Annotated in this window: 13 protein-coding genes and 1 pseudogene; 7 read left to right on the forward strand and 7 right to left on the reverse strand. The window is 62.4% G+C overall.

From position 1 onward, the window contains the following. Positions 1-247, forward strand: a pseudogene (locus QZ266_RS04595) (hypothetical protein); the annotation flags it as partial. A 128-nt stretch (positions 248-375) separates the two neighbouring features. Here QZ266_RS04595 and QZ266_RS04600 read toward each other — a convergent pair. From QZ266_RS04600 to gap, 3 genes are all read right to left on the reverse strand, one after another. After that, positions 376-1,413: a class I fructose-bisphosphate aldolase gene (locus QZ266_RS04600; protein WP_295692019.1), complete on the reverse strand. Its 1,038-nt coding sequence runs from the start codon at positions 1,411-1,413 to the stop codon at positions 376-378. A 189-nt stretch (positions 1,414-1,602) separates the two neighbouring features. After that, positions 1,603-2,814: a phosphoglycerate kinase gene (gene pgk / locus QZ266_RS04605; RefSeq protein WP_295692021.1), complete on the reverse strand. Its 1,212-nt coding sequence runs from the start codon at positions 2,812-2,814 to the stop codon at positions 1,603-1,605. A 24-nt stretch (positions 2,815-2,838) separates the two neighbouring features. Then, entirely contained in the window at positions 2,839-3,849 is a 1,011-nt protein-coding gene (gene gap, locus QZ266_RS04610) for a type I glyceraldehyde-3-phosphate dehydrogenase (protein ID WP_295692022.1), read from the reverse strand. Between the two features lie 385 nt (positions 3,850-4,234). Here gap and QZ266_RS04615 point away from each other — a divergent pair, with 385 nt between their 5' ends. The 3 genes from QZ266_RS04615 (at position 4,235) to QZ266_RS04625 (ending at position 8,107) form a co-directional block, all read left to right on the forward strand. Beyond that, a complete protein-coding gene (locus tag QZ266_RS04615) occupies positions 4,235-5,440 on the forward strand; it encodes an NAD-dependent epimerase/dehydratase family protein (RefSeq protein ID WP_295692024.1) in 1,206 nt (401 codons plus the stop codon). Positions 5,441-5,557: 117 nt separating this feature from the next. Further along, positions 5,558-6,928 (forward strand): DUF1800 domain-containing protein, encoded by a 1,371-nt coding sequence (locus QZ266_RS04620; protein ID WP_295692026.1) that lies wholly within the window; start codon positions 5,558-5,560, stop codon positions 6,926-6,928. Between the two features lie 9 nt (positions 6,929-6,937). Next, positions 6,938-8,107, forward strand: coding sequence for a DUF1501 domain-containing protein (locus tag QZ266_RS04625; RefSeq protein WP_295692028.1), 1,170 nt, complete (start codon positions 6,938-6,940; stop codon positions 8,105-8,107). Here QZ266_RS04625 and argE read toward each other — a convergent pair. Continuing rightward, a complete protein-coding gene (gene argE / locus QZ266_RS04630; protein ID WP_295692030.1) occupies positions 8,104-9,273 on the reverse strand; it encodes an acetylornithine deacetylase in 1,170 nt (389 codons plus the stop codon). The genes QZ266_RS04625 and argE overlap by 4 nt on opposite strands. A gap of 128 nt (positions 9,274-9,401) precedes the next feature. On the opposite strand from argE, the gene QZ266_RS04635 reads away from it, so the two are divergent. Together QZ266_RS04635 and QZ266_RS04640 are read left to right on the forward strand one after the other, a co-directional pair. Beyond that, complete coding sequence (locus tag QZ266_RS04635; RefSeq protein WP_295692031.1) at positions 9,402-10,904, forward strand: pilus assembly protein TadG-related protein; 1,503 nt, start codon at positions 9,402-9,404, stop codon at positions 10,902-10,904. Between the two features lie 93 nt (positions 10,905-10,997). Beyond that, positions 10,998-12,554: a pilus assembly protein TadG-related protein gene (locus QZ266_RS04640; RefSeq protein ID WP_295692033.1), complete on the forward strand. Its 1,557-nt coding sequence runs from the start codon at positions 10,998-11,000 to the stop codon at positions 12,552-12,554. Positions 12,555-12,599: 45 nt separating this feature from the next. On the opposite strand, the gene QZ266_RS04645 is transcribed toward QZ266_RS04640, so the two are convergent. From QZ266_RS04645 to QZ266_RS04655, 3 genes are all read right to left on the reverse strand, one after another. Beyond that, the gene (locus tag QZ266_RS04645; protein ID WP_295692034.1) at positions 12,600-13,304 is read right to left on the reverse strand and encodes an FKBP-type peptidyl-prolyl cis-trans isomerase; all 705 of its coding nucleotides are present in this window, start codon (positions 13,302-13,304) and stop codon (positions 12,600-12,602) included. A 24-nt stretch (positions 13,305-13,328) separates the two neighbouring features. Then, positions 13,329-16,193, reverse strand: coding sequence for a pitrilysin family protein (locus QZ266_RS04650; protein WP_295692035.1), 2,865 nt, complete (start codon positions 16,191-16,193; stop codon positions 13,329-13,331). 83 nt (positions 16,194-16,276) lie between these two features. Beyond that, on the reverse strand, positions 16,277-18,136 hold the full coding sequence (locus QZ266_RS04655) for a dipeptide ABC transporter ATP-binding protein (protein WP_295692036.1): 1,860 nt from the start codon (positions 18,134-18,136) through the stop codon (positions 16,277-16,279). Positions 18,137-18,376: 240 nt separating this feature from the next. On the opposite strand from QZ266_RS04655, the gene QZ266_RS04660 reads away from it, so the two are divergent. Then, positions 18,377-21,841, forward strand: coding sequence for a PAS domain-containing protein (locus tag QZ266_RS04660; RefSeq protein ID WP_295692037.1), 3,465 nt, complete (start codon positions 18,377-18,379; stop codon positions 21,839-21,841). Position 21,842 lies beyond the last annotated feature (1 nt).

Here is a 21,842-nt window from a genome sequence, read left to right on the forward strand (position 1 = left end):
AACCCTGCATCTGGAGTATGAGGGGCAAGGGTCCGGCTTGGCGATCCGCGCCATTTCGGCAGAAGATCTCACGCTGCTGATCCGGACGCCATCGGGTGAGTTCGTCTGCAATGACGAATTGGAGAGAACGGATTTTGTCAGCCTGGCCTCTGCCCAAGCGGGCCAGTACACGGTCTGGGTCGGTCCGCAGGTCGACAGGGCCCGCGCCGCCCTGGTTCCGGTCACCCTGACCCTGTCGGAATTCTAGACTTTCGCGCCAGTGGAGATATGGCCGGCCACCCCAGGCCGGCGGCTGGCTAGGCTCAATCACGAAAAGCCCCGGATTGCGCTTGGCGGTCCGGGGCTTTTTTTCAGAGCGAGATAACCAGTTCGGTCCTAGGCCGTCTCTTTTTCCATCGCAGGCTTGTACTCACCCAGCGAGGCAAGGCCGTTCATGCGGGCGCGGTGGTTGAAGGCCGTCTGGGCGGCGGCATAATTGCTCGCCTTGCCGTCCCAGGCCGTCAGCGGAGCCGCCTGCAGGGCGCGGCCATAGGAGAAGGTCAGCGGCCAGGGCAGGTCATAAGCCTCATTCATGATCGAGAGGTGCTCGGTGGCTTCCTCATCGGTCTGACCGCCGGACAGGAAGGCGATTCCCGGCACAGCTGCCGGCACGCAATTGGCCAGGCACTGGACGGTCATGTCGGCCACTTCCTCGGCCGAGGCGCGATCAGCATTCTTGGTACCGGAGATGACCATGTTCGGCTTCAGGATCGTGCCTTCCAGGATAACACCCTGGTCAAACAGCTCGCGATAGAGGGTCTTGAGCGCGAACTCGGTGACTTCATAGCAGCGCTCGATCGAGTGATCGCCATCCATGATGACTTCCGGCTCGACGATCGGAACGATATTGGCCTCCTGGCAGAGGGCCGCATAGCGGGCCAGGGCGTGCATATTGGTATTGATGCAATACTGGCTCGGGACGCTTTCATCGCTGCCACCGCCGATATTGACCACGGCGCGCCATTTGGCGAAGCGGGCGCCCAGATCGTAATAATCTGCGAGGCGGTCACGCAGGCCGTCGAGTCCCTCGGTGATCGTCTCACCTTCCGCGCCGGCAAGCGGCTTGGCGCCCATATCGACCTTGATGCCCGGGATGGAGCCGGCATCGGTGATCAGCTTGGTCAGCGCGGTGCCGTCCTTGGCGCTCTGGCGGATGGTCTCGTCATAGAGGATGACGCCGGAGATGTGCTTGCTCATGGCCGTTTCGGTGCGGAAGAGCATGTCACGCCAGTCACGGCGATTATCCGGCGTATTGTCCAGGCCGATCGAGGCAAAGCGCTTGCCGATCGTGCCGGTCGACTCGTCAGCCGCCAGAAGACCCTTGCCCGGAGCCACCATGGCGCAGGCGATTTCGTTGAGTTGATCGAGATCCATCAGGATACCCCCAGCTGTTCAAGCATATTGCGGCAGGCGCCCGCCTGCCCGTTCCGATTATCGCCCTTTTACCCCGGGGCGAAGCGATTTCCCACCGGGCCTACGCGGATTTCCGCGCATTTCCGGCATTCCATGTTAGCGATACCATGAAGCTCAGGGGCTGTCATCCCGATCCGGCATGGCGCCAGGTCAGGCCACCAGTTCGGCATCGCCCATGACCGCCGCAACGCCCGGGAGCGTCTTGCCTTCCATCCATTCAAGAAAAGCACCGCCGGCCGTCGAGATAAAGGTGAAATCGTCAGCGGCACCGGCCTGGTTAAGCGCTGCGACCGTATCACCGCCACCGGCAACCGCGATCAGATCGCCTTGGGCTGCAGCGCGCGCCGCGTGGCGGGCGGCTTCAACGGTGGCCGTGTCAAAGGGAGGCGTTTCAAAGGCGCCGAGCGGACCATTCCAGATCAAGGTTTTCGCCTTGTCGATCGCCTGACCGAGCGCGACCACGGTGGCCGGTCCGCAATCGAGGATCATCTCATTTTCTGCGACATCGGTTGCGGCGGCCAGACGGGTCTCCGGATTAGGTTTGAATTCCTTCGCCAGCACGACATCGCTCGGCAGCATGAGCTTGCAACCACTTTCCTCGGCCGCGGCCAGAATGGCGCGCGCAGTGTCCACGAGGTCCTTCTCGCACAGGCTGGCGCCGACCTTGATGCCCTGGGCATGAAGGAGCGTGTTGGCCATGCCGCCGCCGACGAAAAGCGTGTCGACCTTCTTCACCAGGTTCTGCAGGAGATCAATCTTGGTTGAAACCTTGGCCCCGCCGACCAGGGCGATGACCGGACGCTCCGGGCTTTCCAGCGCCGCGACCAGATGGTCGATCTCGCGCTGCAGGGCCAGACCGGCATAGGCAGGCAAGTGGCGCGTCACACCCTCGGTCGTGGCATGCGCGCGGTGCGCAGCGGAGAAGGCATCATTGACATAGATGTCGCCAAGCGCTGCCAGCGCCTTGGCAAAGCCGGCCTCATTCTTTTCCTCGCCGGCCTCGAAACGCGTATTCTGCAGCAAGAGGACATCGCCATCGGCCATACCGTTCACCGCCGCGATCGCATCCTCGCCTGCCACGTCATCGACAAAGCTGAGCTCGACACCCATCAGATCCGCCAGAGGCTGGCAGACCGGCTCGAGCGACATCGTGTCGACGCGCTGCCCCTTGGGACGGCCGAAATGCGCCATCAGGATAATTTTCGCGCCGCGCTCGACGAGATGGTCGATGGTCGGCAGGGCCGATTCCAGACGCGTCGCGTCGGTGACCTGCCCGTCTTTCATCGGCACGTTGAAATCGACCCGGACAAGCACGCGCTTGCCCTGGACGTCGGCATCCTGAATGCGGCGGATCTCGGTCATGGCGTAACTCTCTGACTGCTGACGCTAAAGGAATTTGCCCATGGCGACCGTGGTGTCGACCATGCGGCAGGCAAAGCCCCACTCATTGTCATACCAGGTCATGACCCGGGCCAGGCGCTCATCGATGACCTTGATCTTGTCGAGGGCGACGATGGAAGAGCGGCTGTCATGATTATAATCGATCGAGACCAGCGGCAGGCTGTCATAGCCCAGCACACCCTTCATCGGACCGTCGGCGGCGGCGCGGACGGCGGCGGCCAGTTCTTCTGCCGTAGTGGCGCGGCCCGGCGTGAAGACGAGGTCGATCAGCGACACATTCGGGGTCGGGACGCGCACGGCGGCGCCGTCGAGCTTGCCAACGAGTTCCGGCAGGACCAGGCCGACGGCCTTGGCGGCACCGGTCGAGGTCGGGACCATCGACATGCCGGCGGCGCGGGCGCGGTGCAGATCCTTGTGATTGCGGTCCAGCGTCGGCTGGTCGCCGGTATAGGCGTGGATCGTGGTCATGTGACCGCGCTCGATGCCGACGGCGTCATTGAGCACCTTGGCAACCGGGGCCAGGCCATTGGTCGTGCACGAGGCGTTGGAGACGATGATGTCTTCGGCGGTCAGCTGGTCGTGATTGACGCCATAGACGATGGTCTTGTCGGCATTCTTGGCCGGAGCCGAGCACAACACGCGTTTGGCGCCCGCCTCGATATGGGCCATCGAGGCCTCTTTCGAGTTGAAGGCACCGGTGCATTCCATGACAATGTCGACACCCATATCGCCCCAGGGCAATTGCGCCGGATTGCGATTGGAGACTTTCTGGATCTTGCCGAAACCGGCATCGATCCAGTCATCACCGACCTTGATCTCGCCGGGATAGCGACCGTGCACACTGTCATAGGTCAGGAGGTGGGCATTGGTTTCGGGGGTCGAGCTGTCATTGATCGCGACGATCTCGACTTCGTCCCAGCGCTCGCTCTCAAGAACCGCGCGCAACGCCAGACGGCCGATACGACCAAAACCGGTAATCGCAACCCGAAGGGCCATACTCATCTCTCCATGTCAGAACACCGGACCGGGGGACGTCCGGAGGAAGTTGGCGCGGATTTAGCGACCTTTGGGGTGCTAGTCCACCAATGCTGTGCGGGAATCCGCCGGAGACGGAATTTTTCCCAATTCAGGGCACTGCAGTCATTTGACCCCGAATTGTGCAATTGCTCGCAATTTTGATGCCGAACCAACGCATTTTCCGCACCAATCCTCAATGATACCGTTACCGGTTGCACCATGTCGCTCCGCCGCGGCGGGCCTCGCTGCCGGTCCTGGCTGCATTTCGGGGCAGCAGCACCCATAGCAGGCCACCTCTTGCCATGCCCGCGCGCCGCTGCGAGAACAAAAAGTCTAGGGATCTAACGTCGAGGGCAGACGTCGCATGAAAGTAATCGTTCTGGGCGGAGACGGCTTCTGTGGATGGCCGACCGCACTTCACCTCTCCAGTCTTGGCCACGATGTCGTCATCGTCGACAACCTGTCGCGCCGCAAGATCGATATCGAGCTGGAGGTCGAGAGCCTGACTCCGATCCGGCCGATGTCGGAACGCCTGGCTGCGTGGAAAGAGGTGTCGGGTCGCGACATCGCCTTCGTGAACATGAATATCGGCAAGGACTATCAGGAATTGGTCGATCTCATCGAGGCCGAGCAACCCGACACGATCGTCCATTTCGCGGAACAGCGCGCGGCGCCCTATTCGATGAAATCGGCTCGCCACAAGCGCTATACGGTCGACAATAATCTCAACGCCACGAATGACGTACTCGCCGCCATCGTCGAGAGCGAGCGTGACATCCACCTCGTCCATCTCGGCACGATGGGCGTTTATGGCTATGGCACGGCGGGCATGAAGATTCCCGAGGGCTATCTCAAGGTGAAGATCGAAACGGATGAAGGTCTGAAGGATCAGGAGATCCTCTACCCGGCCAATCCGGGCTCGATCTACCACATGACCAAGACCCAGGATCAGCTCTTCTTCCATTTCTACAACAAGAACGACAAGGTGAAGATCACCGATCTCCACCAGGGCATCGTCTGGGGTACGCAGACGGAAGAAACAAAGCGCGATGAACGCCTGATCAACCGTTTCGACTATGACGGCGATTACGGCACCGTGCTCAACCGCTTCCTGATGCAGGCGGCGGTAAACTATCCGATGACCGTGCACGGCACGGGCGGCCAAACGCGCGCCTTCATCCATATCCAGGACACCGTGCGCTGTATCCAGCTGGCGGTTGAGAACCCGCCCAAGGCTGGCGACAAGGTTCACATTCTCAACCAGATGACCGAGACCCACCGGGTCCGCGACCTGGCGAAGATGATCGCCGATCTCGCCGGAGCCGAGATGCAACTCGTTCCCAATCCGCGCAATGAAGCGGACGAAAACGATCTCCATGTCGAGAACGACACCTTCCTCCAGCTCGGCCTCAAACCGACCACGCTGGCCGATGGCCTGATGGAAGAAGTCACCGACATCGCCCGCAAATTCGCGGATCGCTGCGATCACTCGAAAATCCCGTGTATCTCCTATTGGGGCAAGGGTCGGGAAGATGCGGCCGCGAAGCCGGCGGAGACGGCCGCGGAGTAAAACCTCCCGCCATCCGGACACCGAGGGCGCCCGCCGGGGCGCCCTTTTTTTGTCTCGCTCACGACGGATATTCCGCGCCGGTTCGTATAAGATACGGAACTGACGCGGGGGGCCAAAATGAGCCGGATCGAGACAGCTATCGCGGTGACACGCTTCGGGATTGGCGCGCAGCCGGGCGAACTCGCCGCCATAGACGGTCATGGACGGGACTGGCTGGTCGACCAGATCGGCCGTATCGACGCCATCGACCGGACCGGGCTGCGCGACGCGCGGGAGTCCATTGTTTACTTCCGGCAGGAATACCAGCCCCGGCTGGCGGCCATCCAGAACGGGACTGCAGAGAATCCGGGAACCGCCAGGGACGAACTCGGACGCATCCTGCGATCAGGCTCGGCTGCTCATATCGCGGCCCGCACGGAGCTGGCCTTGCGGACCGGAACCGGCTTTTCAGAGCGCTGGATCCGCTTCTGGTCCAATCATTTCAGCGTTGCGATCACATCACCGCCCATGGCCTTGCTGGCGCCCACCCACGAGCTGGAAGCCATCCGGCCCAACGCCTTCGGGCGGTTCGAGGACCTACTCATCGCCGCGGAACTCCATCCGGCCATGCTTTTCTATCTCGACAATGCACAGTCGGTCGGACCCAACTCCCGGCCGGGGCGGCGACGCGGCCGCGGCCTCAACGAAAACCTTGCCCGCGAAATCCTCGAGCTCCACACGCTGGGCGTTGATGGCGGATACAGTCAGGATGACATTGTCAGCCTGGCCAAGCTGTTGACCGGCTGGACAATCGGCAATGAGCAGATGCGCCATAGCGATGACCAGATCGGCCGCACGGTATTCGACGGGCGCATCCATGAACCGGGCGCACAAACACTACTCGGTCAGCGTTTCGGCGGAACCGCGCGAGACCAGGCACCCGACGCCCTGCGCATGCTCGCCCGTCGGCCACAAACCGCGACCTTTATCGCCACCAAGTTGGCCCGGCATTTCATCGCCGACACTCCGGATGCCGTCGACATCGCCCATATCCGGGCGCGATTCATTGCCACTGACGGTGACCTTGCGGCGTTGGCCCAAGCCGTCATCGCGGCGCCTGGCGCCTTCACTCCAGAGCCCCGCAAGTTCAAGACGCCCGAGGAATACTTGGTCTCGGCCTTTCGGGCGCTCAACATCACCCAGTTGCGACCACGCGCGCTCGGCGGTTCACTTCGGGCGTTGGGACAAATCCCCTTCCGCGCTCCTTCGCCGGCCGGATGGCCCGATACCGAAAGCGAATGGGGCGGGCCGGATGCCCTTATGAAACGGCTCGACTTCGCCAATGAGCTGGCCCGCCGGGCCGGCGCGAACGCCAGACCCCGTGAACGCGGCCCACAAATTCTTGGTAGCAGATTGCAAGGCGGTACCGCGCTGGCCATCGCCGCTGCCGAGTCCGCTGAACAGGGCCTGACCCTGCTTCTCATGTCCCCTGAATTCCTGCGCCGCTAGGAGAGAGCCATGACCCGATTCCAGCCTGATCGACGCGAGCTTCTCGCCGGCGCCTTCGCCACAGGCGCGCTGACGCTCGGTGGCACCAGTCTCGCTCATGCCCGCACTGCAAACGATCGCAAGCTCGTTGTTGTCATCCTGCGCGGCGCTATGGATGGCCTTGCGGCCCTGATCCCGGCAGCTGAACCGCGCTACCGCGACCTGCGCCAGGATCTGGCCATCTCGGGCGGGTTCGATGTCGGTGAGGGCTTTCGCCTTCATCCGCGCCTGACCAATCTGCACCGGTTCTGGAACGACCGCGAACTGGTCCTGTTGCCGGCAACCGCAACCGGCTATCGCGAACGCTCGCACTTTGACGGTCAGGACTATCTGGAGGCCGGCAGCCAGGTAATCCGCGACGGTTGGCTTAATCGCGCCCTGCAAGTCAGCGCGAACCGCCCCACCTCGGTCGGAATCGGTCAGACCGTACCGCTTATCTTGCGCGGCGATGCAGCCACCACCTCCTGGTCACCAGGCATTCTGCCAGACCCGAGCGACGGAACGATCGAACGCTTGATGGACCTCTATGCCGGTGACTCCCGACTCGCCGAGACCCTGGCCATGGCGGTCGAGACCGATGCCATTGCCGACGGGATGTTGATGAACGACATGGGCACAGGCGGCGGTGGGCCGGGTCAGGCCTATCTCCAGACCGCTCGTGCCGCCGCCAATCTTTTAGCGGCGCCGGATGGCCCCGGCCTCGCCGTGATTAGTCTCGATGGCTGGGACACCCATGTCCGGCAAGGCAGTGATGACGGACAGCTCGCCAACCGTCTCGGCGCCCTCGACGCGGCACTCGCCATCCTGCGTGACGGTCTTCAGGCGCAATGGTCGGACACCGCCGTGCTTGTACTGACAGAATTCGGCCGCACTGTACGGGCCAATGGCTCCGGCGGTACCGATCACGGGACAGCGGGGACCGCTTTCCTGCTCGGCGGGGCGGTTCGTGGTGGCCGCCTCATCGGCGACTGGCCCGGCCTCGACACGCTCCACGAGGATCGCGACCTTGTCCCCGCCAACCGGACCGAAAACCTCTGCCGCACAGTGCTGGCCGAACATTGGGGCCTCGACCGGCGCGCACTGGACCAGCGAGTGTTTCCGGGCCTCGGGAGCAGCGGCTTCCGCGGGCTGATCGGCTAGGACTCCAGCACCCGCACCATCTTCTCCAGAAACACACAACACTGATCCAATTGGTCAATCGCGACAAACTCATCCGGCTGGTGAGCCTGGCTGATTGAACCCGGACCGCAGACCACAACACTCAGCCCGGCGGCCTGGAACTGGCCGGCCTCGGTGCCGTAGGAGACAACCCGCGTGGAGTTATCGCCGGTCAGCTGACGAGCGAGACGCTCGGCGGCGCCGTCCTCTTCCGGCGCGAAAGCGGGGACGTCGGAACGGACCTTGACCTCGATCGAGGCTTCCGGCGCGCTTTTCCTCATCTCGGTCTCGATCTTTTCGGCGCGCGACCGCAAGCCGTCGGCGATTGCGTGCGGGTCATCCCAGGGACAGGGCCGCATCAGCGAGCCGAACTCGCAATCGAGGGCCAGGATGTTGAGCGCCGTACCGCCTTTGATCTCGCCAATGGTCAGCGTCCCATGGGGCGGATTGAACGGGCTGTCGGCCGGCGCCGCGGCTTCCATCTTGCCGGCCTCGTCGGCGAGATACTGCATCAGGGGCACAGCGTGGGTAATCGCACAGGCGCCATCACGGACCAGCGAAGAATGGGCTTCTCGGCCACGCACGGTCACGGTCAGCGAGAACAGCCCCTTGTGCGCGGTGACGACCTGCATGTCGGTCGGCTCTCCCACCACGACCACAGCCGGTTTGACCGGGCCTTCCATGATCCGGTCGATCAGCGCTGGTGCGCCGAGACACCCAATTTCCTCGTCAAAGGAAAGCGCGATGTGAACGGGCCTTTTCAGTTCGGTGGCGGCAATTTGCGGCGCCAGTGCGAGAATGCAGGCCGAAAAGCCCTTCATGTCGCACGTACCGCGGCCATAGAGCAGGCCGTCGCCCTTGTCGGTCAGCACCCAGGGGTCCGAGGTCCAAGGCTGGCCGTCGACCGGCACGACATCGGTATGACCGGACAGGACCACCCCGCCATCCACCGCCGGGCCGAAGCGCGCATGAAGGTTGGCCTTCGTGCCATCCTCATTGGGAATGCGCTCACAGACTGCGCCCAGGGCGAGGAGCTTGGCCTCGACATGGTCGATCAGCGGCAGGTTGGAGTTGCGCGAGGTTGTGTCGAAGGCGACCAGGTCGCGCAATTCGGCAATGGCGGTATCGAGATGGGTGTTAGCGGTCATCGGGACAATAAGATCCGTATTTGGCAGGAATTGTTATGGGTCTTTTTACAGCGAATTGAAACTTCGCTCCGCGCGCGGGTCTGCGTCCGTCACACTGACTGCCAATCGAGTTGAAACGGGGCCGCAATATGTGGCGACACGCCTTCACATGGCTGCAACGACTGGGCGCGGACCGGCGCGGCAATGTCGCGATGCTGTTCTCGCTTCTCCTGGTGCCGATCACCGTGCTGGCCGGCGGCGCAGTTGACCTGAACCAGGCGCTGAACGCGCGGACCCGTCTGTCCAGCGCCCTTGATGCGGCAGCCCTGGCGGTCGGCGTCCGAACCTCGATCAGCGAGGCCGATGCCGCCGGTCTCGCGGCGGACTTCATCAATGCCAACTACCCCGACCGCGAACTCGGCGCGATCCAGAACGTCACGGTGGACCTCGATGACAATAACGACCGGGTGATCGTGCGGGCAGAAAGCCGGGTCGACACAATCATTCTCGGCCTGATCGGCCTGGACTACATCACGGTCCACTGGGAAAGCGAGGTCCAGCGCGCCCGGTCCTCGCTCGAGCTCGTCATGGTACTCGACAATACCGGCTCGATGGGCGGCTCGAAGATTGCCAGTCTGCGCGATGCCGGCCTTCTTCTCACCGACATCCTGTTCGACGGCGCTGATGCCGACCGGCTGAAAATCGGCCTCGTTCCTTTCTCCGCCACGGTCAATGTCGGCACCGGCTTTGCCCGCGACTGGTGGCTCGACCCGGAGGCACGCTCGCCGCTGCACTCGGAGAATTTCAACCCGTCTGCCAATCGCTGGGAGCTATACGACACCCTCCGCAACCGCAGCTGGACCGGCTGTATTGAGGCCCGTGCCATCCCGCATGATGTGGAGGACACAACGCCGGACACCTCGGACCCGGACACGCTCTTTGTCCCGTACTTCGCACCGGACGAGTCCAATTACGCCAGTAATTCCGGCTATTCGAACTCTTATCTCAATGACGGGATCGGCGGGTATGACGAGCGGGCGCGGATGCGCAACACCCCGAAATACACCGATGCCTGGATCAATTCGAGCAGTCGCGGTCCGCAAAGGGGCTGCACGGCGCGGCCGATCACGCCGCTGACCGATCACCGGCGCACGATTGATGATGCGATCGGAGACATGATTGCCAGCGGCACGACCAATATCCCGATCGGAGTGAGCTGGGGCGTGCGCGTGCTCTCGCCCGGAATGCCCTTCACCGAGGGCGTCTCCTTCGAGGAGGACGACACGATCAAGGCGATGGTCGTGCTGACCGACGGCGAGAATTATCTCAATGGCCGCAATAACGCCAACTACTCGGACTATTCCGGCTATGGCTATGTGCGCGATGGGCGGCTCGGTGTTATCTCGACCTCGGATTCAACTATCCGCAACGCGCTCAATGATCGCACGACAGCAGCCTGTGACTACGCCAAATCACTCGGTATCCGGGTCTACACCATCACCTTCCAGGTCTCTTCGAGCCGGACGCGGGACCTGATGCGCGACTGCGCGTCCCATCCGACGCTCTATTATGACAGCCCGTCCGATGCGGCCCTGCGCTCAGCCTTCGAGATGATCGCCGGTGACCTGACCAATTTGCGCCTGTCCCGCTAAGGTCCGGATTCATCTCTCAATAACCGTGGCATATAACGCCCCCTTAATCCCGATCCGGTAGGATTCCCGAGAATTCTGCATTGGATCACCGCCATGGCTTTCAAAGCCCTGAAAAATCTGGCCGCCCGGTTCCGCCGCGAGACGCGCGGGAATGTGGCAACGATTTTTGCGCTGTCATTGGTCCCGGTGGCCCTGTTGTCCGGCGGGGCGGTGGATCTCAGCCAGTCGATGAATGCCCGCTCCCGCCTTGCCCAGGCGCTGGACGCCGCGGCCCTCGCTGTGGGTGTGAACACCTCGCTGTCAAACGCGGATGCAACCAGCCTCGCCAATGATTTCATCGCGGCGAACTATCCAGGCCGCGAGCTCGGCGTGGTCCAGAACGTCAATGTAAACATCGACGATGAGTCCGACACGGTCACCGTGACCGGTGAAGCCCGCGTCCAGACTACCATGCTGGGCATGGCCGGCATCGACTACATCACCGTTCACTGGGAGAGCGAGGTCCAGCGGGCCAGGCAGCGCCTGGAACTGGTCATGGTGCTCGACAATACCGGCTCGATGGACGGTTCCAAGATCCGCGACCTGCGCGACAGCGCCGAGCTTCTCACAGAAATCCTGTTTGATGCCGCCGATGATCCGACAGACGTGAAGATCGGCCTCGTGCCCTTCGCTGCAACGGTGAATGTCGGCACACAATACGAGCGTGCCTGGTGGCTCGATCCGAATGCCGAGTCGCCGATCCACGCGGAGTGGGCGGGCGGCAATCCGGTCGAGGTGGAGACCTGCAGCGGGCGCGGACGTCGCCGCCGTTGCACGACCGAAGAAGTTGTCGTGAATCACTGGGAATTGTTCGACCAGCTGCGCAACACGTCCTGGGATGGCTGCGTCGAAGCGCGCTCCATCCCGATGGATATTGATGACACGACGCCGAACCGCAGCGACCCGGAAACCCTCTTCATTCCCTATTTCGCGCCGGACGAGCCGGACACCGGCAACTACTCCAATTCCTATCTGTCTGACGGCATCAGCGGCGGCGTCGATACACGCCTCGAATATCTCGACAAATACGACAATGGACGCCCGAGCCGCGAAGGCCCGAACCGGCGCTGTACCACGACGCCCATCACGCCGCTGACCACCAATGAGCGCACCGTCCTCAGCGCAATCGACGACATGGGTGCCCACGGAACAACCAATATCCCCAATGGCATTGGTTGGGGTATCCGCACACTTTCACCCGGCGCCCCCTTTACCGAAGGCGCGCCCTGGTCCGACGACGAATACATCAAGGCCATGGTGATCCTGACCGATGGCAAAAATGTCATGAGCGGCCGCAGTACCAATCAGATGTCGGATTATGAGGCCTATGGCTTTGTCGCCGACGGCCGGCTGGGGCGACGCTCCTCCAGCAGCAATGTGCTATCCGGCGAGCTTGACGACCGGACGGAGGCTGCCTGCGACTATGCCAAGGCGCAGGGTATTCGCGTCTACACCATCACCTTCCAGGTCAATTCCAGCTCGACCCGGGACCTGATGCGTGATTGCGCCAGCCATTCGAGCCTGTATTTCGACTCGCCGTCGGCCGAAGCGCTGGAAGACGCCTTCGAGATGATCGCCGGTGATCTGACAAACCTGCGCCTGTCGCGCTAGGCGACAGGCGTCAGGCCGTCTCATTCGATTTCAGGCGTGGCGTAATCAGCCCGGCAGGTCGAGCAATTCCAGCTCGAAGACCAGCGCCATGTTCGGCCCGATCGGTCCGCCCGGCCTGCCGCGCATGCCATAGGCCAGGTCCGGATGGATGAAGAGTTCCCATCGCTCACCGACCTGCATCAACGGCAGGGCTTCCACCCAGCCGGCAATCAGGCGGTCAGACGGAAAGGTCGCCGGCTCACCCCGTGTCCAGGAGCTGTCGAACTCCTCGCCATTGAGGAGTTGACCGCGGTAATTCACCGTGACCATGTCGCCGCGCGTCGGGCTGTCGCCCTCTTCCACCGCTGTCCGGATCCGGAAAATCAGGCCGGAGGGCAGCTGGAACACGCAAGGCTCGCCCACAATATTGTTGAGATACTGATCGGCCAGCGCGCCATTGGCGGCGGCATCGGCCGGGTCCTCGGGAAGATCAACCAGCGGAATGGTGACGCTGTCATCAACCGAACAGGCCCGCGCCTCGTCGACAATATACTGACGCGCAATCAAGGCATCGAGATTGGGAACAACGCGCTCCGCCATGGCCAGGCGCTCACGCATTGCGGTGTCATCGCCGGACGCCGTCGTCTCGGCGCGGGTCGTGGTGTCGGTCATGGCTTCGGTCTCTGTCTCGTCTGGAGTCGAGCCGGTCGGCTCGGAACAGGCTGACAGCGCCAGGGCGCAGCAGCTTGCGGCAAGGGCAAATCGGATCATCAGGTCTGTCCTGTCGGCTGAATGCTACTCGGTATCTCTCGGCAGGATGGTGACACGCCAGCTGCGCTCGGGCGAGAGGTAAGTCGCAGCCAGATCGACCAATTGCTCACGCGAAACGCTCTCATAATCACCGCGCAAGGAGCGAATCCGGTCGAGACGCTGCGGGTGGCTCCATGACTGGGACAACCAGCTCATCCAGGCACCATTATTCTCCATCGCATTCTCGATCTGTTCGATCAGCGGGCGCCGGGCGCGCAGGACTTCGTCCTCGCTGATGGCACCGGAGGCCAGATCCGCCGCAAGCTCATTGATCGCGGCATAGGTCTGGTCGACCGTTTCGATACGGACATCAGCCCCGACATAGAGATAGCCGTAATCAGGATAGACATCCGACTCCGACGCGGCATTCGACGCCGAATAGGTCAGGCCTTCGCGTTCACGCAGACGCTCGGTCAGCTTGAGGTCGAAGACGGCGTTGAGCAGGGCCATGGACCGGGTGCGTTGAGCGTCACTGTCGTCGAAGGTCGGCCAGTAAACATTGGCTCGCGCCTGGTTGGCCGGACCATTATGGCGCAGCACGACCGGCTCTTCGACGGCGTCCGGGAAAACAATCGTGCGGGCCTCATCATAATCAGGCCAGCTCTCGGCACGGGCCGACAGGGCGCCGAGCGTCGGGGCCAGGGCCTCGATCAGGGCCGCTTCACTGACATCACCAACGATCGTCACCTCGATCGGCGCATTGTCGAGCGCCGGCGTGAGAAAATCGCGAACCGCGTCCATATCAACGCCTGCAACCTGTTCCGGATCGGGCAGGCCGTAACGCTCATCACCCGATCGGATCATGCGCGAGACCTCGGCCGACATGACGCCGCCCGGGGTCGAATATGAATTGCGGCGGATCTCCGGAATCAGGGCGCGGAACTGGTCCAAACCTTCCTGGCGCCAGCCCGGATCGGTGAGGAAGGCTGTCAGCAGATCCATCTGGATGCGCAGATCACCGGGTGTGGTGGCCGTATTGAAGCTGAAACTGTCATCCCCGACATTGAAGCTGTAGCCAACATTGCGGCCCGCCAGGACGCGGCCCAGCTCATCGGAGGAATGCTGGCCCAGACCGGATGCCGTGAAGACCGAGCCGGCGATGATATCGACGGCCGGCATGGCCCGCGGCTCAAGTTCGCCGCGACCAAAGTCGAGGCGCACGCGAACCGTCCCGTCCTCGAAACTGGTCGGCTTGAATGTGACCGCCACACCGTTTTCAAACTGCAGACGCACCAGGCCGAGATCCTCGATCTCCTCGCGCGAGACAATCGAACCCGCAGCCCCGAAATCAGTGTAGGCAAAGACCAGGTCGCCATGGTCTTCCGGTGCCTCGACTGGCGTATCGGCGCTTGTCTGCCAGGCCTCGATCAGCCGCGTCTGGGCATCATCCATCTCCTCGGAGCTGGCGAGGAAGAGCAGCGGCTCAACGCCCTCCCACTGGGCCTGGAAGGCTGCGCTGACAGACTCGGGCGTGACTTGCGGCAAGGTTTCTTCGAAACGCGCGAGCATGGATTGCGAGGTCGTCAACACCTGGTCGGACCGCCAGTTCGACCAGATCTGGTCGGACAGGCTTGAGCTTTGACGGGTACCGGATTGTTCGGCTGCATCGCGCAGGGCGGTGTGGAGATTGGCAATCTGCTCATCGAGTTCCGCCTGGGTGAAGCCGTACTCCATGGCCCGGCGCAATTCCTGCTCCAGAGTCGCGACGGCTTCTTCCCAGCGCTCCGGTCGAGCAATGGCCAGCACGGATGCGCGATCCGCGAGGCTGAAATCGGTGCCGTGATTGGCAGCCGCCTGGATCAGTGGCGAACTGCCCGAACTGGTCAGCGTGGCAAAACGACGGCTGAGAATGGCATCGCCGATATTGGCCAGATTATTCTCGAAGCGGGTCTGCGAACTATCAAGGCGAGGCGCATGCGGACGCACCGCATCCACAGTGATGATGGTGTAAAGTTCAGGGTCGTAGAAATAGCCCGCCGAAAGAGGACGGTCTGCCGCGACGCTGCCGAGCTCCGGATTCGGACGCGCATCCTCAATCCCCTGCCAATCGGCAAAGCTGGCCTCGATCTGCGCGGCGACGGCGTCCGGATCGATATCCCCGACCACAACGACCATGCCCCGCTCGGGCGTGTAGAAATTCTCGTAATAATCAACAAACCGGTCGCGCTGGGCATTCTCCAGAACCTCGGTGGTCCCGATCGCGTCACGCTCCGGGATCAGTGTGCCGGGCAGACGGAAATGCCAGAGGGCGTTATTCCAGCGGCGGATTGGCGTATTCCGCACGCGCTCTTCGGAGAGGATGACGCCACGCTCTCGATCAATAGCCTCCGGATCAAACAGCATTTCACTGGCTGTCTGACGCATCAGGAAAAGCGCCGTCTCCACCGCCTCATCGCCGGCATCCGGCAGATCGAGCTGATAGCCGACCGTCTCATAACCGGTAAAAGCATTGGTATCGGGGCCGAACTGGAGGCCATAGCGTTCCAGCAACGGCACCATCTCGCCCTCGGGCACGTCGGTCGTGCCGTTGAACGCCATATGCTCGATGAAATGAGCCAGGCCACGCTGATCCTCGGCCTCGCCCAGCGAGCCCATATTGAAGACCATGCGCACCGAAGCAACATTGGGCGGCGTCTGGTTGGCGCGAACCGCATAACGCAAGCCGTTCTCGAGCTGGCCGTAGAGAATATCCGGATCGGCGGGAAGGTCGGTGACCTCATGCACAAAGGCATAATCGGTCGGCAAGCTGGTATCGCTCGCCTGACTGTCCTGAGCGGGCTGGCACGCCGCCAGACCGAGGATGAGGGCCAGGCTTGCGACGCCCAGTGTCCTGCCGAATTTCTCTGCCATTCCTGCTCTCCCGGACATGTTCAAGGGTTCGGAACCTAGAGGGGTCCGAGCCATTGTCGAGTGAATTAGCTGCAAACTGCGGGTCAGACCGACGCTTGTTCGAATGGGTCGTGCTCGGCGACCCAATGGCCTTCCGCGACTTCCATCAATTGCGGGCGGTACTGCTCCACATCCGGATCATCGACCAGTTTCGACTTCATGAAACGCAATTGGGCGCGGGTATCCATCGGGGAGGGCAATTCCCCGTCCAGCTTGACGCGCACGCGCGCTTTCTCGACCACGGGATCAGGAACCGGCACGGCCGAAATCAGGGCCTGGGTATAGGGATGGCGGGCATCCTCATAGATCTGGTCACGATCCGCCATTTCAACGACGCGGCCGAGATAGAGCACCATCACGCGATGCGAAATCTCGCGCACGACCGAGAGGTCATGCGAGATGAAGATCATCGACAGGTCCATCTCCTGCTGGAGCTTGATCAGAAGCTCCACGATCTGGGCCTGGATTGACACGTCGAGCGCCGACACGGCCTCGTCGCAGATGACGAGTTTGGGGCGCAGGATCATGGCGCGAGCAATGCCGACGCGCTGGTTCTGGCCGCCGGACAGCTCGTGCGGATATCGATTGATCATGTTCGGGTCGAGACCGACCTTCTCCATCATCTCCTTGACCACGACCTCGCGCTCCGTGCGCCGCATCGCCTTGCGGAAGGTGAGCAGTGGTTCCTCGATCGAGGCACCGATCGTCATGCGCGGATCGAGCGAAGCCAGCGGATCCTGGAAAACGATCTGGAAATCCTCGCGCGCCTTGCGCAGATCATTCGCCTTGAGACCGAGCAGGTCGCGACCGATCCATGAGACCGCGCCTTCCTGGGCCGGAACCAGCCGCAGGACAGCCCGCGCCAGTGTCGACTTGCCGCAGCCGGACTCGCCCACCACGCCCAATGTCTCGCCGGGCTGGAGGTCAAAGCTGATCCCGTCGACGGCCCGCAACGTCTTGTAGGTCGGGCGCAGACCCCCAGAGACCTGGATCGGGAATTGGACTTTGACGTCCGACACCGAGAGGAGCGGGTCGGCATCGGCCTCGCCCGCGACCGGCTTGAGCGCCGTATGGCCAGGGCGATCGGGTCGGTCCAGGCGCGGCATCGCTTCAAGCAACATGCGAGTATAGGCGTGCTGCGGATCAGCAAAGATGTCCTCGATCTTGCCGCCCTCGACATAGACTCCGTGCTTCATCACCTGGGCCCGGTCGGCCATGCGCGCCACCACGCCCATATCATGGGTGATCAGGGCCAGGGCAGCGCCGGTTTCGTGTTTCAGCTCATCCATGATGTCGAGCACTTCGGCCTGGACGGTCACATCGAGCGCCGTGGTCGGCTCGTCACAGATCAGCAAATCCGGCTCGCACAGCATCGACATGGCGATCATGACACGCTGACGCATGCCGCCGGAGAGTTCGTGCGGGTATTGCGCAAGACGACGCTGGGCCTCGGGGATACGGACCCGGTTGAGCCATTCCAGAGCGCGCGCTTCCGCGACCTTGCCGCGCATCTTCATGTGGATGCCCAAGACTTCCTGCATCTGGTCGCCTACCGTCATATGCGGCGTCAGCGAGGTCAACGGGTCCTGGAAAATCATCGTCATCGAGCGACCGCGCACCCGGTTGAGCTTGCGCGGCGACAAACCGAGGATCTCGTCACCGCGGTACTTGATCGAGCCGGTTGCCTGGCCGTTCGAGGCCAACAGGCCCATTGCCGCGAGGAAAGTCTGGCTCTTGCCCGAGCCCGACTCGCCAACCACAGCCAGGCACTCACCCGCCTTGATCTCCAGCGACACGCCCTTCACGGCCTGGACCACACCGTCCGGCGTCCGGAAATCAACATTAAGGTCGGAGACCTGAAGGATCGGCGATTCGCCGGAGGCATTCTGATGGGCGTCGGGCACAATAATACTCCCCAAATACTCGGTGACGAGGGAGCATATCGACACAATTGCGCAAGGCCAGCCTCGTTCTCATTCACAACTGCCCCCGCCGTGGAATGTCTTTGCGTGACCCCTCTGCAGCGCGAATGCTAAGTTTCCGCGCCGTAAAACCTTTTTAATACGAACCGGACAGGCTCAAACTGTCGACATGCGGGCGGCCGAAAGAGGATCGATGACACTCAGTGCGGGAGCAAGGACGCGATGACCACCCGGTCCGCCGAAATGCAACGGGCGCTGTTCGCGTGCTCGCCGTTGGCAATTCTCGTCTTGAACGCTCACGGGGCCATCACCTCGATCAATTCATCCGCAGCTGAACTCCTCGGCTATGATCAGGCCGACCTGGCCGGCAAGCGGGCCCAGATCGTCTTTGCTGATGCCCGCGCGTATGACCAGCTTGAAGAGGCGGGTTTCAATATTCCCGACGGTCTGCCGGAGGGCCGTTTCACCACCCGCTACAGAACCCGCAACAGCCGGGTCTTTGACGGCGAGACCGTCGCCGCACGCGCTCCCGAACCCAAGACCCACAGCACCGGCGCACCCGGATCAGAGATGCCCGGCACGGGCGTCATTCTCTTCATCCGGGACGTGACGGCGGAGCTGTCCCTGAAAGCCAAGCTCGAAGCCAGCGACATCCAGCTGCGCGCCGCCCTGGCGTCGGCCAATGAAGGCGCATTCTCGCTCAATCTGGTGACGCGGCTTGGCTCCACGCGCGGCTTCATCAATGAGTTCCTCGGCATCTCCTCCGCCGACGCGACCATCTCACTGGAGCGCTGGCTGGAGATTACCGATACAGACCACCGCCAGCATCTTGCCGATTCCATCGAGACGCTGCGATCCAATCCGACCCAGCCATTGGATGTCACCTTCAGGGCCCGTCGCGCGGACGACGCCTGGCGCTGGCTGCATATGCGCGGCAAGGTCACCGAATTCACCCGCGAGGGGCATGCGCTGCGGGTCTCCGGCGTTGTCTCGGACAGTACCGACCGCCAAGCACTGGAAGACAAGCTGGCGGCTCGAGAACGCCAACTCGCGGACGCCATCGAATCCGGGTCCAGCGGCGTCTGGGAAATCGATCTGGCATCGCGTCAGGTCACGCCGATCGGCCCTATCCGGGCGATCCTCGGCCTGCCTCCGGAACCGCAGGAAGTCGATAGGTCCGTGTGGCTGGCGCGTGTCCATGACTCTGACAAATCCGGTCTCAGCAGCCTGGTCGACGCGCTGGCGGACGGGACCAGCGACACGCTGGATATCGAGTACCGGGTCCTCGATGCTCGAACAGATAAATGGGTCTGGCTGCGCTCGCGCGGACGGATAAAGCCACAAGGCGACACTCGAGTCGCTGCCGGTGTCCTCATCGACATTACCGAGCGCAAACAGCTCGAGATCAAACTGATCGAAACCGAAAGATTGATGCGTGAGGGTCTTGAAGGCGCCAATGACGGAGCCTGGAGCCTCGACATCAAACAAGACCAGCTGCACGTTTCCGGTGTTCTCGCCCGCCTTCTCGATGTCGAGGACGGCAGCGTGGTTTCGTCCGATGACTGGTATGGTCTCATCCCGGAAGAAGGTCGAGCAAGGGCTCGCAAGCGCTTCGACGAATTCCTTCATCAACCTCGCGAGCGACCCGGTTCCGGGTCCAGTCAGAGCCTTGGGCGCTTTCGGGTGATCAGTCCCGACAGTTCTGAGGTCTGGTTGAGATCGCGCGGTCGGGTTGTCGAGTGGGCCGACGACGGTTCGGCGGAGCGAGCTGCCGGGATCGTCAGCAATATCACGGAAGAACGCCGTCTCGAGCGAGCGCTCGCAGAAAGCGACCGGCGCCTGCGCGAAGCTCTGCTGGCTGCCGGTGAAGGGGCGTGGCGGACCGATCTCAAAACGCGTGTCGGCGAAGTCAGCGCGATTGTGGCCGAGATGATGGGCCTGCCTCCCGGTGATGCCCGCGTCACTTATGACGACTGGCTATCGCGCGTGCATCCCGACGACATGGAATTAACGCGCGACTCCTTCCAACAGCTCGAGTCCGGCGAACGCGACTCCGTTGATCTCATCCTGCGGTATCAATCGGAAAAGAGCGGCTGGATCCGCATCCACAATCGTGGCCGCATCTCGGAGCGGGACAGCCATGGCGTACCGACCGTCGCGTCCGGCTTCATTGCCGACATCAGCGAACGCCTTGCGACCCAGGAAGCCCTGGCGGATCGCGAGCAACAGCTCTTCCAGGCTGTCACCGCGGCCGCGCTGGGGACCTGGCGTATTGACATGGCCCGCCAGACCATTGATCTGCGCGGCACCATCGTTGCCGAGCTCTTCGGAGAAAAGGATGCCCGCACAATCGGTCTCGACGAGTGGCGCGAACGCATTCATCCGGCCGACATCGCCGGCGTTGATGCCGTTGTCGCGCACATCATGACGACGCCCAATGTTCAGGCCGACGACCAATACCGATTACGCGACTGGAAGGGTGACTTTGTCTGGCACCGCTTGACCGGGCGGATCATCGAGCGAGACGAGCGCGGCCGCCCCGTCGCGGCGTCCGGCGTGTTGTGGAATGTCGATGCCACACGCCAGCTCGAGGCCATGATGTCGGAAGAACGGGCCCGGTTCGAGCGCATCTATCGCGCGACACCGGCCATGATGCACACGATCGATGCTGACGGCCATATTGTGGAGGTGAGTGACTACTGGCTCTCGCACCTGGGTTACAAGCGATCGGAAGTCATCGGCCGCAAATCAACCGACTTCCTCGATGCTGAATCGCAGGAGCGGGCGATCGATGTAGAACTGCCCCGCCTGTTCCAGGTTGGCCACAACACGCATACGCCCTACCGCTACGTCCGAAAGAATGGCGATCCGGTCGATGTACTGCTCTCTTCCTTCCTCGAGCGCGACACCGACGGCAATCCGTCGCGCAGCTACGCCATCCTCACCGACGTCACAGAATTGCGCGCGACCAATATCCAGTTGGAGCGCACCAATCGCGAGCTGGACCGGTTTGCCACCGTCGCCTCACACGATCTCCAGGAACCCCTGCGCAAGGTGGCCGCCTTCTCCTCACTGGTGAAGCGGCGTTATTCCGACAAGCTGGACGAGGACGGGGTTCGCAGTCTGGATTTCCTCGCCGATGCTGCGCAGCGCATGCAGCGGCTGATCACTGAGCTGCTGGACTATTCCAAACTGTCCAGTCAGCCCCTGAATCTCGAGGAAGTTGATACGCGCGCGCTCGTCACGGACGTGCTGGACCAGATCGAAACCCGGATCACCGAGAACAACGCGGTCATCCAGATCCAGACTCTTCCCACGCTGCAGTCAGACCCGGTTCTGCTCACCCAGATTTTCCAGAACTTGATCTCGAATGCCGTGAAATACCGTGGCATCGCTGACCCCGAGGTCATGATTTCGAGCGAGGCCACGGCGACGGGCTGGACCTTCACGGTGGCGGATAATGGAATCGGCATGGACATGCGCTTCGCCGAAAAGATTTTCGCGCCCTTCCAGCGGCTTCACACGCGCGAAGAATATGAGGGCACAGGGATCGGTCTGGCGGTCGTTCGGCAAGCCGTTGAACGCCTCGGCGGCACGATCCGCGTCGAGTCCGAGCAGGACGAAGGCACACGCTTCACCTTCGATCTGCCACGAACACCGCCGCGCCGGAACGTGCCGGATCCCTGAC

Origin of the sequence: uncultured Maricaulis sp., from assembly GCF_905480005.1 — a bacterium.
Taxonomy (GTDB): Bacteria; Pseudomonadota; Alphaproteobacteria; order Caulobacterales; family Maricaulaceae; genus Maricaulis.

Coding starts and splice junctions, on each gene's coding strand:
- QZ266_RS04625 (WP_295692028.1), top strand. CDS start 6,938: ATGACCCGATTCCAGCCTGATCGACGCGAGCTTCTCGCCGGCGCCTTC.
- QZ266_RS04660 (WP_295692037.1), top strand. CDS start 18,377: ATGACCACCCGGTCCGCCGAAATGCAACGGGCGCTGTTCGCGTGCTCG.
- QZ266_RS04615 (WP_295692024.1), top strand. CDS start 4,235: ATGAAAGTAATCGTTCTGGGCGGAGACGGCTTCTGTGGATGGCCGACC.
- QZ266_RS04650 (WP_295692035.1), bottom strand. CDS start 16,193: ATGGCAGAGAAATTCGGCAGGACACTGGGCGTCGCAAGCCTGGCCCTC.
- gap (WP_295692022.1), bottom strand. CDS start 3,849: ATGGCCCTTCGGGTTGCGATTACCGGTTTTGGTCGTATCGGCCGTCTG.
- QZ266_RS04635 (WP_295692031.1), top strand. CDS start 9,402: ATGTGGCGACACGCCTTCACATGGCTGCAACGACTGGGCGCGGACCGG.
- QZ266_RS04600 (WP_295692019.1), bottom strand. CDS start 1,413: ATGGATCTCGATCAACTCAACGAAATCGCCTGCGCCATGGTGGCTCCG.
- QZ266_RS04645 (WP_295692034.1), bottom strand. CDS start 13,304: ATGATCCGATTTGCCCTTGCCGCAAGCTGCTGCGCCCTGGCGCTGTCA.
- pgk (WP_295692021.1), bottom strand. CDS start 2,814: ATGACCGAGATCCGCCGCATTCAGGATGCCGACGTCCAGGGCAAGCGC.
- QZ266_RS04640 (WP_295692033.1), top strand. CDS start 10,998: ATGGCTTTCAAAGCCCTGAAAAATCTGGCCGCCCGGTTCCGCCGCGAG.
- QZ266_RS04620 (WP_295692026.1), top strand. CDS start 5,558: ATGAGCCGGATCGAGACAGCTATCGCGGTGACACGCTTCGGGATTGGC.
- argE (WP_295692030.1), bottom strand. CDS start 9,273: ATGACCGCTAACACCCATCTCGATACCGCCATTGCCGAATTGCGCGAC.